At 75.5% G+C, this 12510-nt stretch carries 9 protein-coding genes, 1 tRNA gene and 1 pseudogene; 8 read left to right on the plus strand and 3 right to left on the minus strand.

Annotated elements, in window-relative coordinates; genetic code table 11:
* The 8 genes from GSF22_RS22120 to GSF22_RS22155 form a co-directional block, all read left to right on the plus strand.
* A partial coding sequence (locus tag GSF22_RS22120; RefSeq protein WP_368856909.1) for an ankyrin repeat domain-containing protein occupies window positions 1–994 on the plus strand: 994 nt, incomplete at its 5' end.
* Between the two features lie 77 nt (window positions 995–1071).
* Window positions 1072–1147: transfer RNA gene (locus tag GSF22_RS22125), tRNA-OTHER, on the plus strand.
* A 20-nt stretch (window positions 1148–1167) separates the two neighbouring features.
* Window positions 1168–2565: an SDR family NAD(P)-dependent oxidoreductase gene (locus tag GSF22_RS22130; protein WP_208815653.1), complete on the plus strand. Its 1398-nt coding sequence runs from the start codon at window positions 1168–1170 to the stop codon at window positions 2563–2565.
* Window positions 2562–3698 (plus strand): gala protein, encoded by a 1137-nt coding sequence (locus tag GSF22_RS22135; RefSeq protein WP_307804208.1) that lies wholly within the window; start codon window positions 2562–2564, stop codon window positions 3696–3698. The genes GSF22_RS22130 and GSF22_RS22135 overlap by 4 nt, the downstream gene beginning before the upstream one ends.
* Entirely contained in the window at window positions 3695–5410 is a 1716-nt protein-coding gene (locus GSF22_RS35800) for an ankyrin repeat domain-containing protein (RefSeq protein WP_208815654.1), read from the plus strand. The genes GSF22_RS22135 and GSF22_RS35800 overlap by 4 nt, the downstream gene beginning before the upstream one ends.
* Window positions 5395–6588 (plus strand): AAA family ATPase, encoded by a 1194-nt coding sequence (locus GSF22_RS22145; protein ID WP_208815655.1) that lies wholly within the window; start codon window positions 5395–5397, stop codon window positions 6586–6588. The genes GSF22_RS35800 and GSF22_RS22145 overlap by 16 nt, the downstream gene beginning before the upstream one ends.
* Window positions 6585–7808 carry a vWA domain-containing protein gene (locus tag GSF22_RS22150; RefSeq protein ID WP_208815656.1) on the plus strand — a complete coding sequence of 408 codons (1224 nt, stop codon included), beginning with the start codon at window positions 6585–6587 and terminating at the stop codon, window positions 7806–7808. The genes GSF22_RS22145 and GSF22_RS22150 overlap by 4 nt, the downstream gene beginning before the upstream one ends.
* Before the next feature lie 161 nt (window positions 7809–7969).
* Complete coding sequence (locus GSF22_RS22155) at window positions 7970–10897, plus strand: BTAD domain-containing putative transcriptional regulator (RefSeq protein WP_208815657.1); 2928 nt, start codon at window positions 7970–7972, stop codon at window positions 10895–10897.
* Here GSF22_RS22155 and GSF22_RS22160 read toward each other — a convergent pair.
* The 3 genes and pseudogenes from GSF22_RS22160 to GSF22_RS22165 all read right to left on the minus strand — a co-directional run.
* Window positions 10812–11609: a zinc ribbon domain-containing protein gene (locus GSF22_RS22160; protein WP_208815658.1), complete on the minus strand. Its 798-nt coding sequence runs from the start codon at window positions 11607–11609 to the stop codon at window positions 10812–10814. The two genes, GSF22_RS22155 and GSF22_RS22160, sit on opposite strands and share 86 nt — an antisense overlap.
* 264 nt (window positions 11610–11873) lie before the next feature.
* Window positions 11874–11939: pseudogene (locus GSF22_RS36020) on the minus strand (zinc-ribbon domain-containing protein); the annotation flags it as partial.
* The coding region (locus GSF22_RS22165) for a phage tail protein (RefSeq protein ID WP_244368128.1) at window positions 11936–12510 on the minus strand (575 nt) is incomplete at its 5' end. The gene GSF22_RS22165 and the pseudogene GSF22_RS36020, both read right to left, overlap by 4 nt.

Raw genomic sequence — 12510 nt, forward strand, 5'->3', positions numbered from 1 at the left:
GGTCGAGACCATCGCCGCCCGGCTCGCCGCAGGGGACCTGGTACACGCCTACGAGGCGGCCGGGCTCGCGGTGGACCTCGCCGACCCACCCCGCTGGTGGTCGGCGTGGCCGCTCGAATCGCTGCTCGGCCGGTACGCGTCGACGCTGCCGGTACTGGCCGCCGAGGTCCGTCGGCTGGCGCACCGGTACGGGGCGACGACCCTCGTGTCCATCGACGGCACCCTCGCGGTCGACGTCGCCACCGACGGCGGGTTGACGGTCCGGCGGGCGCCCCGGCGGGAGGACCGGGGCGGGCCGTACGTGTTCGGGCTGGCGGCCCCGGCCGACGTGGCCCTGTTGCGGCACGGCCGGCTGCGCCCCGACGAACTGCATCCGCTGGTACACGCGGCACTGTTCCCCGACCGGGTGCAGTCCTGGCACCCCCCGGCCCCGGCGCCCCGGCGACACGTGCGCGTCTGGTGCGGCCCGGACTGGCACGTCGTCGAGGTCACCGGTGGGCAGATCCGTTCCCGGCACCACACCGCCGACGAGTTGCAGCGGGAGTTCCTGCTCGCCGGCCTGGGTGGTCCGATCACCGGCTGCGCGGCGGCGGTACGGGCCTGGCGTACCGGGGCGGCACCGGTACCCAAGGAGATCCGGACCATCCGGCGGGACGTCTTCGCCCTCGCCCGGCACGGAGACACCGACGGTCTGCTGGCCGTCCTGGCCGACGGGCTGGACGTCGGGCTGCGCGACGGCCGGGGCGGCACGCTGCTGCACTGGGTGTCGCATGTGGACCACGCCCGGGTGCTGCCGGTGCTGCTCGCGGCGGGACTGTCGCCGGCCGACCGGGACCGTGCGGGCGGTACGCCGCTGCACGCCGCCGCCGAGGCGCTCGCCGTCGAGGTGATGACGGCGCTGGTCGACGCGGGCGCGGACCCGCAGGCGCGGGACGGGGCCGGGCGTACCCCGGCCGACGTCCTGGCGCTGGCCCGCCGGACGTCCGGTCGGTAGCAGCCGCCCTGGTCACCGCCGCGCGGCCACCCGGCGGAGATCCACTGTCGGTGCTCTTCGGTATGCTGCCGCGCGGCGAGGCCGTAGCGCAGAGGTCGACGCGCCTTGACAGCAAGCTGGAGGACGCCGGTTCGAATCCGGCCGGTCTCGCCACCTGAACGGGGAGGGGCATCGTGGATCGCGCGGACGTGGCGACCTGCCTCGCCGTGCTCGCCCGGCTCGACGATGCCGACCTCGACGAGGTGACCCGCCGGGAGGTGGAACGGGCCGTGGCCGACGCGGCCCGGGGCGTGAAGAAGCGCGCCAAGGCCCGGCGCGACGCGCGGACCCGGCAGGCCGACCGGGCCCTGCTCGCCGGGGCCACCCGGTTCCACACCGAGATCCCCTCCACGGTCGCCGACGACGCGGGCGGCACCACCGGTGACGCCGCCGCACGTGCCGGGGCCGCTGGTGTCCCGCCGGCCGGAGCCGACGAGCGGGCCGGGCGCAGCACGCTGGTCCGGGCCCGGCGCTGCTACGTGTGCAAGGCGCCGTACCGGTCGGTGGACACCGACTACCACCTGATGTGCCCGCCCTGCGCCACCGAGAACCGGGCCCGCCGGCACGCCCGCTGCGACCTGACCGGCCGGACGGCGGTGGTCACCGGCGGGCGGGTGAAGATCGGCTTCCACACCGCCCTGAAACTGCTCCGCGACGGCGCCGAGGTCGTCGTCACCACCCGGTTCCCGCGCGACGCGGCCCGCCGCTACGCCGCCGTACCGGATGTCGACGACTGGGCCGACCGGCTCTACGTGCACGGCGTCGACCTGCTGGACCTGCCCGGCACCCTCGACTTCGTCGGGCTGGTCGGCCGGCGCTTCACCGGGTTGGACATCCTGGTCAACAACGCGGCCCAGACGCTGTACCGGCCGGCGGCGTACCACCGGGAGGTCCGCGCCGGGGAGTCGACGGCGCTGGACGGGTCGGCGGCGCGGATCGCCGTCGGTGCCGCGCCCACCACCGACGCGGCGGCCGGCCCGCCGGCCGTGCTCGACGCGTTCTTCCCCGCCGGGCGGGTCGACGAGACCGGTCAGCCGCTCGACCTGCGCGAGGTCAACTCGTGGGTGCTGCGGGACGTGGACGTCAGCCCCCAGGAGTGGTTGCAGGTGCACGTGGTGAACGCGTTCGCGCCCTTCCTGCTCACCTCCCGGCTGCGTCCGCTGATGACGGCCAGCCGGCACCCGCAGCGGTACGTGGTGCAGGTGTCCGCGATGGAGGGCAGCTTCTCCCGGGTCGGCAAGACCGTCCGCCACCCGCACACCAACATGGCCAAGGCGGCGCTGAACATGCTCGTCCGCACGGTCGCCGACGACTACGCCGCCAGCGGCATCCTGATGAACGCCGTGGACACCGGCTGGGTCACCGACGAGCGACCGCACCCGAGCAAGACCGCCCAACGCGACCTCGGCTTCCGGCCACCGCTGGACGTCGTCGACGGCGCCGCGCGGGTCTACGACCCGATCGTGCGGGGTGTCACCGGCGACCCGGTGAGCGGCCGGTTCCTCAAGGACTACCGGAGCGTGCCCTGGTGACCGAACCGACGCCGGTGCGCTGCCCGGCCATCGCCGACCCGGACGCCGGGCTCGCCGACCCGACCGACTTCGACCCGCTGCTGGCCCGGCTCGCCGATCCGGGCACGGTGGGCGGGCCGGCGGTCTTCCCGCGCGGCACCGTCCAGGCCGACGGCCGGCTCGACCTGTGCAAGCAGGGCGTCGGCCCGGCGCAGACCGCCCGGATCGTCGCCGCCGCCGTCGACTCCCCGCTGGTCCGGCACCTGCTGCTCGGCACGAACGCGCTCGGCACCGACGGCGCCCGCGCGGTCGCCGACGCGCTGCGCCCCGGCCACCACGTCGAGACCCTCTACCTCGGCTGCAACCGGATCGACCCGGCCGGGGTGACCGCGCTGGCCGACCGGCTCGCCGGGGACGACTCGGTGCGGGCGCTGTGGCTCAAACGCAACCCGATCGGCGACGAAGGGGTCAGCCGGCTCGCCGCCGCGCTGGCCGTGAACGCCACCATCCGCACCCTGGACCTGGTCAACGTCGGGATGACCGTACGCGGGCTGACCGCACTCGCCGACGTCCTCGCCACCCGGAAGGTCCGGCTGCAACGGATCTTCCTCGGCGGCAACGGCCTCGGGCCGGACGCCGTACCGGCCCTCGGCACCCTGGTCCACGACGCCGGCATCCGCGAGCTGTACCTCGCCGCGAACCACCTCGGTGACGCCGGGGCCGCCGCCCTGGCCGGGCTCGCCGACGGCAGGGAACTGACCCTCGGGCTGGGCGGCAACGCCATCACCCCGGCCGGGGTCACCGCACTGGCCCGGCACCTGACCGCCTGGACCGCCCTCGACCTGGCCCGACCGCCGTCGCAGCGGGCCCTCGGGGCGGCCGACAACACCGTCGGGGACGATGGCGCCGCCGCACTCGCCGCCGCGCTGCCCACCGCCCGGCTGCGCCGGCTGGACCTGCGGCACACCGGGATCGGCGGCCGGGGTGCCCGGCAGCTCGTCGACGCCGTCGACGGCCACCCCACCCTGGAGTACCTCGGCATCAACGGCGGCGTGCCCCGACGGATGCGCCGCCGCGCGGTCAGCCTGCTCGCCGACCGGCCGGCCACCCCACCGCACCCGGACATCCGGGCCATCGCCAGCGTGTACCGGTGACCGCCGTGCCGCCCACCCTGCTCCCCGAAGCGCGCGTCTGGCAGCGGATCCGCCGGTACGCCGTACCGGCCACGATGATCGAGGCGTGCGCCGCCGCCCGGTCCGCCGGGGACTGGCGGACGGCCTGCGCCGCCGGCCGCATCGACGTCGCCGTCGACCTCGCCGACCTGGCCCGCGAGCACAGTCGACGGCAGGCCGAACGGATCGAGGGCGACCTGACCGCGCTCGCCCCGGACCTGCTGCGCTGGCACCTGCCCCGGGTCCTGGGTGGCCGGACCAGCCTCGCCACCCACCAGCAGTGGCTGCTGTCCACCCACGACGACCGGTTCGCCGACACCGACCTGGCGCTGCTGCTGCACACCCCGAAGACGGTCGACGGGTCGCAGCGGCTACGACTGACCGTCGGCCCGGCCCGGCAGGACCTCAGCGGTCGACGGGACCTGCCACCACCGTTCTGGAGCGCGGCCCACGTCGACGGGCTCGCCACCGCCTACGGCGGCTCCGCCGGCCGGCTGCCCGGCTTCACCCCCGACGGCGACGTCCTGCCGTTCGACGCGTACGCCACCACGGTCGACCCGGCAGACCCCGCGACCCGGACCGAGGTCTTCGAACGGTACGTCGCCGCCGGGGCGCTCGCCGACGCGTGGGCGGTTGCCGGGCTGGACCTCGACCCGGACATCGCCACCGGTGACCCGACGACCAACGCCACCGTGGCCGCCGTGCACCGGCAGTTCGTGCCGTTGGGGCTGCCCACCGAGCTGACCCGGCTGCACCGCCGGTACGGCGTGGACCGGGCGATGATCGGCGGCCAGTGGCGCATCCTCGCCGCCGTACGCCGACGCGACGACGGTGGTACCGCGGTGTCCTTCCCCGGCTACGACCGGGACAACTTCAGCCACCTCCGCATGGCCGACGTGGTGCACGACCGGCCCGTCGACCTGGAACTGCTCCGGACCGGCCTGCTCGACCACACCGGGTTGCACCCGCTGGTCCGGCAGGCCCTGTTCCCGTCCGCGACGCCGGGCCCACCGGCCGCCGGTGCGGAGGCCGGAGCCGACGCCGCGTCGGCAGCGACCGGCGGCGTGACGCTACGGGTGCCGGTGCGCTGCGGCGGCCGGTGGCACACCCTGGTCCACGCCGACGGTCGGCTCGACCCGGTGTCGCACACCCCGGAGGAGATCGCCCGGGAACGCATGCTCGTCGCCCTCGGCGGGCCGACCGCCGGGTGCGTCGCCGCCGTCCGCGCCTGGCACGGCTCCGGTGACCGGTTGCCCCGACCGCTGAAGCAACTCCGCAGGGACGTGCTGCAACGCATCCAGCACGGGGGATCGGCGGCACTCACCGCCCTGCTCGACGCCGGCCTGGACCCCCGGATGGGCGACGGTCGCGGCGGCACCCTGCTGCACCACCTGCGCGCCCTGGACGACGTCACCCCGCTGCACCGGCTCGTCGAGGCGGGGGTCCCGGTGGACGCCCCGGACCGGCGGGGACGCACCGCCCTGCACGTCGCCGTGGGCGACGGCGGCACCCCCGAACTGGTCGCCGCGCTGCTGGCGGCCGGCGCCGACCCGAAGGCCACCGACGGCAACGGCTGGACCGTGACGGAGCTGGCCGACGGCAAGGCCAGCATGTACGACTACGACGACGAGGGCGACCCGGAGCACCCGCAGGTGCGGATCCGGGACCTCGTCGAGGAGTGGGTGAAGCGGTGACCACCATCGACAATCCGCTCGCCGCCGCCGACGCGCTCGTCGCGGCCACCCGCCGGGCGCGCACCGAACCGGTCCGTGACCCGAAGGTGGCGGCCCTCGCCCTCGCCGTCTCGGCGAACCTGCCGGTGCTGCTCTGGGGCGAGCCCGGGATCGGCAAGTCCGCGACGTTGCAGCAGCTCGCCGAGGGCCTGGGTACGCCGATGGAGACGGTCGTCGCCAGCGTGCACGAGCCGTCGGACTTCGCCGGCCTGCCGATCGTCGGGGACTCGCCGGCCACCGACGGGGTGCCGATGGCCCCGCCCGACTGGGCGGTGCGGCTGGCCCGTACCGGCACCGGACTGCTCTTCTTCGACGAGCTGTCCTCCGCCCCACCGGCGGTGCAGGCGGCCCTGCTGCGGGTGGTGCTGGAACGCCGGGTCGGTAGCCTGCACCTGCCCCCGGCGGTGCGGATCGTGGCCGCCGCGAACCCGCCGACCAGCGCCGCCGACGGCTGGCACCTCGCCCCGCCGCTGGCGAACCGCTTCGTCCACCTGCACTGGTCCCACGACGCGCGGACCGTCGCGCGTGGTCTCGCCGGTACCTGGCCGGCGGTGACCGTGCCGGTGGTGGAGTCCCGGCGTACGGCGACCGCCCTGGCGAAGGCGCGCGGCGCGGTCGCCGGGTTCCTCACCGCCCGCCCCGGACTGGCCCACCACCTGCCCGCCGACACCGAGGCCCGGGGCGGTGCCTGGCCGTCCCCCCGGACCTGGGAGATGGTGCTGCGGTTGCTGGCCTTCCACCACAGCACCGGCACCGGCGCGGACGCGCTGGCGCTCGCCGTGGTCGGCGCGGTCGGTGACGGTGCGGGCCTGGAGTTCGTCACCTACCTGGAGAACCTCGACCTGCCCGACCCGGAACGGGTCCTGGCCGACCCGGCGGCGTTCCGGCTACCGGAGCGCGGTGACCGGCAACTCGCCTTCCTCACCGCCGTGATCTCCGCCGTGCAGACCCGGGTCGACCGGCAGCGCTGGGAGGCCGGCTGGGTGGTGCTGGAGAAGGCGGTCCAGGCCGGGGTACCGGACATCGCCGCCCGCGCCGCGATGGACCTGGCCGCACTGCGTGACGTGTCCTGGCCGGTGCCGCCCACCATCGGCGCCTTCGCCGAGGTGCTGCACCTCTCCGGCCGCCTGCCCGGATGACCGGCCCGCCGGCCGGCAACCGCCCGACAGGGCTGCCCGAGGGACCCCGGGACAGACCGGCCGCCCTCGACCGGACGAAACTGCTCGCGGCCCGCTTCCGGGCCGCGCAGGACCGCCCGTACCTGGCCACCGCGTTGTTCAGCATCACCGTCGTGGAGTCGCACCAGGTGCCCACCATGGGCGTGGACCGGCGGTGGCGGTGCTACGTGTCACCGGAGTTCGTCGACCGCACGCCCGTCCCCCACCTCGCCGGGGTGTGGATCCACGAGGTCGCCCACCTGCTGCGCGACCACCACGGCCGGGCCGACCGGCTCCCCGTCGGGCAACGCCACGACCACCACCGGGTCAACGTCGCGCAGGACTGCGAGATCAACGACGACCTGGTCACCGACGGGGTGGCACTGCCGGCGGACCGGATCGAACCGGCAACCTTCGGGCTGCCGGACGGGCGCACCTTCGAGCAGTACCTGCCGCTGCTGCCCCCGGAGGTGACCGGTGGCGTGGACTGCGGATCCGGCGCACACGGCCTCGACCGGCCGTGGGAACACGGCGCCACCGCGGGTGTCGGCGCGGTGGAGGTACAGGCCATCCGCCGGGACACCGCCCGGCAGGTACGGTCCCACCTGCGCTCCCGGGGTACCGTGCCGGCCGGCTGGCAGCGCTGGGCCACCGAACTCCTCGAACCCCGGGTGGACTGGCGGCGGGCGCTCACCGGGGCGGTACGCGAGGCGGCGGCCTGGGCCAGCGGGGCGGTCGACTACACGTACCACCGGCCGTCCCGCCGCTCCTCGGCCATGCGGGGGGTGGTGATGCCGAGCCTGCGGCAGCCGGTACCCCGGGTGGCGGTGGTGGTGGACACCTCCGGGTCGATGGGTACGCCCCAACTCGCCGCCGCCCTGGCCGAGGTGTCCGGGGTGCTGCGCGCGGTCGGCATCGGCGGCAACCGGGTCACCGTCCTCTCCTGCGACGCGGCGGTGCACGTCGTACAGGCGGTGCACACCGTCGGCGAGGTGCAGTTGGCCGGTGGGGGTGGCACCGACCTGCGGGTCGGGGTGGAGGCGGCGCTGCGGGTACGCCCGCACATCGTCGTCGTGCTCACCGACGGGTACACCCCGTGGCCGGCGGAGCCGCTGGTGTCGACCCGGGTCGTCGCCGGGCTGATCGGTGCCGATGCGCCCCTTCCACCGTCGTGGATCACCAGCGTCACCATCGACGACTGAGCGGTACCGGCCGGGTGACGGAGCAGCGGGGCGTGACATTACGCTGATATCCGACGGTTATTGTCCGGTCACGGGGCGCTAGCGACCGGAATTGATGGCTATCATCAGCGGTGTTGCCGGCCGCCGGTGGCGACGACGCGACCTCGGGGGAGGTGCGTGCGATGTCCTCAGGACCCGCTGACCAGCCGTCGCTGAACCTCCCGCGACCGAGGCTGATCACCGCCCTGGCCGCCCGGCCCCGGTCACTGGGCCTGGTCGTCGCACCCGCCGGAGCCGGCAAGACCACCCTGCTCGCCCAGTACGCGGCCACCGCCGACGGGCCGGTGGGGTGGCTGCGGACCGTCCCGTCGGACGCCGACCCGGCGCGGGTGGCCCGCCGGCTGGCGGACGTGCTGCCCGACCGCCCCGGGGTACTGGTCGTCGACGATCTGCACCTGATCGAGGGATCGGCCGGCGAGTCGGTCCTGCTGGACCGGGCCCTCACCCTGACCCGGGACGGACTGCGGGTGCTGGTCGGCACCCGGCGGACCCCACCGCTGATCCTCACCCGGCACGAGTTCTCCGACAGTGCCGTCGTCGACGCCGATCAGCTCCGCTTCCGCACCTGGGAGGTCGAACGGCTGCTGCGGGACGTCTACCGGGAGCCCCTACCGGCCGACGACGTCGCCGCCCTGACCCGCCGGCTCGGTGGTTGGGCAGCCGGTCTCCGGCTCTACCACCTGTCCACCCGGGGTCAACCGTTGACCGACCGGCGCCGCGCGGTGGCCTCGCTGGCCGGCCGCTCGGCGCTGTCCCGGGACTACCTCACCCGGACGGTGCTCGCCGAACTCGCCCCGCCGCTGCGCCGGTTCCTGGTCCGGACCAGCGTGTTCGAGGTCCTCACCGCTGCCCGCTGCGACACGCTGCTGGGCGGCGGTGACGGGCAGGCCGCGTTGGCGGAACTGGAACGCCGGCAGGCGTTCACCACCTCCCACGACGGTGGCCGCACCTTCACCTACCACGAGGTGCTGCGGGCCCACCTGCTCGCCGTACTGACCAGCGAGCTGGGGGAGGAGGCCGCCCGTGCCTGGCACGCCTGCGCCGGCCGGCTCCTCGCCGACGAGGGCGCCCTGCTGGAGGCGGCCCGCTGCTTCGCCCGGGCCCAGCGCTGGGAGGAGGTGCACCGGCTGCTCGACAGCGCCGGCAGCAGCGTGGCCGTCCAGGGTCTCGACCCCTGGTCCGACCTGCTGCCCGACTGGTTCATCGCGGAGGATCCCTGGCTGGTCCTCGCCGACGCACGGCACCGGATCACCGAGGGGCGGCTGGCGGCGGCGGTACCGTTGCTGCGCCGGGCCGAGGAGATGTTCGACAGCGAGCCGGCCCGGTTGCGCTGCCGTACCCTGCGGGCCGGCGTGACGACCTGGCTGCCGGAGGGTCCACCCTGGCGGGGACACTGGTCCGGCTGGCTGCGTACGGCCACCCGGCGGCATCCGGTCCTGGTGGTCGGTGCGGCCGAACGCCTCTCCGACGTCGAGGGTGCCCTGGTGCGGGTCGGCGCGTTGCTGCTGGCCGGCCACGTCGCCGAGGCGCTGCGCACCCTGGACCGGCCGGCTCCCGCCCGGGGCGGCCTGGCCGGGCTGGCCGGTCAACTTCTGCGCGCCGTCGTCGCGGTGACCCGGGGGGATCCCGCCGGGGCTGCCGCGGTTGCCGCCGTCGGCCTGGACGCCGACCGCGCCGGCCTGCCCTGGCTGGCCCGGCTCGCCCGGGCGGTACCCGCGCTGACCGGTACGGAGGCGGACCTGAAGGAGGCCGACGCCGTCGGCGAGGAGTGCGACCGGCTGGACGATCCCTGGGGTGCGCTGCTCGCCACGGGCTGCGCCGCGCTGGCCCGGTCCCTGCACGGCGGGCCGGGGATCGAGGAGGCGGGCCGGCTGCTCGCCCGGGCCCGGGCGGTGGACAGCGGTGTGCTGGCGGCCTGGGCGCAGTCCCTGCTCGCCCTGGCCGCCGTCCGGGCCCGGCTACCCGACGCGGAGGTCGAGGTACGCCGGGCGGAGAGCACCGCCCGGTCGGCGGGGGTACCCGGGGCGCGGGTGCTGGCCCTCGCCGCCGGTGTACCGGCCGGTCCGGAGCGGCCGGCCGGCCTCGCCGTCGTGCGTACCGCTGCCGAACAGGCCGGGATCCCCGACGCGATGCTGACCGCCTGGCTCACCCGGGAGCCGGAGACGGAGACGGTGCCGGGCGGGGTGCCGGTCGGGTCGGGGCCGGCGCCGCTGGCCGTGCGCTGCTTCGGCGGCTTCCAGCTCTGCCTGTACGGGGAGCCACTGAACTGGTCACCGTTGCGGCCCCGGGCCCGGACGGTGGCCCGGATCCTGGCCATGCACGCCGGCCGGGCCGTGCACCGGGACCGGCTCCTCGCCGCCCTCTGGCCGGACACCGACCCGGCCACCGCCACCCGTTCGCTGCACGTCGCCCTGTCCAGCCTGCGCCGGTTCCTCGACACCCACCTGCCGGCCGTGGACCGGGAGACGCTGCTGCACCGCGACGGGGACGCCTACCTGCTCGCGCTCCCCCCGGGGACCTGGTGCGACGTCACCGAGTTCCGGCAGGCGGTGCACCGGGCCTCCCGGTTCGGTTACCTGCGACATCCACGCGCCCTCGACGACCTGCGGACGGCGGTCGCCGCGTACACCGGTGAACTGCTGCCGGAGGACGGCCCGGCGGAATGGGTGGTGACCGAGCGGGAGACGCTGCGCCGCCAGGCGGCGGACGCGGCGGCGGACCTCGCGGCAGCGGTCCTCGACGGGGCCGTCGACACCGGTGTCGACTCGGCCGTCACGATGGCGGCCCGTTGCGTCGAGATCGACCCGTGTCACGACGTCGGTTGGCGGCTGCTGATCGCGGCCCACAGCCGGGCGGGCAACGTTGCCGCCGCCGCGCACGCCCGCCGTCGGTACGCCGACGTTCTCGTCTCCCTCGGGCTCGATCCGGCACTGGTGGAGGGGGTACCGGCGGAGGTTCCGCCGGTCAGCGCCGGCCGAAGAATTCCGCTTCCGCGATCGCCACGCCCGGCACCAGGTCGTGACCGTAGGTCGAACGGACCTCCAGCCTGATCCGCACGACGTCCGCCTGTTCCACGTCGAAGTGCTGTGCCCCTGGCGTGTCCCGCAGGTCGATGTCGGTCCGCTGCTGCTGTCCGTCCCGCCGTTCGGTGACCACGGTGAGCCGGCGGGGACGGCCGGCGGCGAGGAACTTCTGCCGGTTCAGGCCCACCCCGGGGGTGACGACCACGGTGAGCAGCCGGACCGGTTCCCGGTACCGCCCCTCCACCCAGGCGTCGATGCCGGTACCGGCCGGTGCCCAGTAGCGGTTGTTCGCCCCGTCGGTGAGCCGAGCCGCCGCCGCGTCCGGCAGCGAGGACGAGGCCGACACCATGTCCGGGACCAGTGGCACCGGATCCTGGGTGCGGTCGCGTACCGCCTCCACCGCCCGGCGGACCAGCGGCGGCCCGACCACCGCCAGTACCGCGACCAGGCAGAGCCCGAAGACGATCAGCAGCGTCAGTCGTGCGGCGGTCGACCGTCGGCTGTCCCGGGCCGGGCGACGTCGGGTCCGACGCCGCCGCAGCCGGTCCCGGAGCCGTTGCCACCAGGTCCGCTCCGGCGCCGGCCGTACCGCGGCGTCCAGGAGCTTCCCGCAGTGCCAGCAGAACTTCCGTTCCGGTCGGTTGTCCCGGCCGCAGGCCGGGCAGCGCCGCTGTGTCGGGGCCGGCGGTGTCGGCTCGTCGACCGGGTCGACCGGGTCGACCGGTTCGGGATCCGGCACGGTCCGGTTGAACGGTCCCGGCTGGTGGGGGCCCGGCTGGTGGGGTCCCGGCTGGTGTGGCTCCGGCTGGTCCACCGCAGGCTGTCTCTCCTTTGCCGGCTCCGCCCCGGTCCGGTCTTCCGTCGCTCGCTCCGCCTCCGTCGCCTGGTCCGCTCTCGTGGCCTGGTCCGCTTCCGCCGTCCGGTCCGCGTCGGCCCGCTCGGTGGTGGGCTGCGGCTCGGGCCGGGGCGTCGTCGTGGCGTCGCTGTCCCAGCGGAGGAAGGCACCACAGCCGCCGCAGAAGCGCTCGTCGTCACGGTTGCGGGTACCACACTCCGGGCACATGATCATGGTTGGCGCTCCACCGTCACCCGGACATGGACCGGTACCGTGGCGGCCAGGATCCGCCGTACCACCGTCTCGTCGGCCGAGGAGGCGATCCGTACCCGGACCTCGGCCCGCTCCTCCGACACGGACGCCTCGGTCGGCGTCGTCGAGCAGCTCACCCCGCCACTGTCGGTCACCTCAACCTGCGTCCCGGTGGCCAACTCGACCGCCAACGCGATCCCCCGGGCCGTACCACGCCAGCGGTGCAGCTCCACCGCGTACCGGACGAGGTCCCGCCGCTGACGCGCCGACCCGCGTTGGTCGACCCGGCCAACCCCGTCGGGCGGCCCGCCCTGGTCCACGGGCGCGGCCACCCAACCCGCCAGCCAGTCCAGGAAATCCGGCGGGGCCAGGTCCAGATCCAGGTACGCGTCGAGACAGTCGAGGGTCAGCAGGACCGGCGCCAGCACCTCGTCCAGACCGGCGGTGAACCGTTGCGCGAAGTCGTCCTCCAGGTACGCGGCAGGTAACGCCTGCCCGATCGGGTGAGGGCTGGCCAGCCCCGGTACCGCACCCCGCATGATCCCCTCCTGCC

The sequence above is a fragment of the Micromonospora echinofusca genome (genome assembly GCF_017614955.1).
Lineage (GTDB): Bacteria > Actinomycetota > Actinomycetes > Mycobacteriales > Micromonosporaceae > Micromonospora > Micromonospora echinofusca_A.

Excerpts from the sequence above, each read along its gene's own strand:
- GSF22_RS22150 (WP_208815656.1), top strand. The coding sequence starts at position 6,585 with ATGACCGGCCCGCCGGCCGGCAACCGCCCGACAGGGCTGCCCGAGGGA.
- GSF22_RS22155 (WP_208815657.1), top strand. The coding sequence starts at position 7,970 with ATGTCCTCAGGACCCGCTGACCAGCCGTCGCTGAACCTCCCGCGACCG.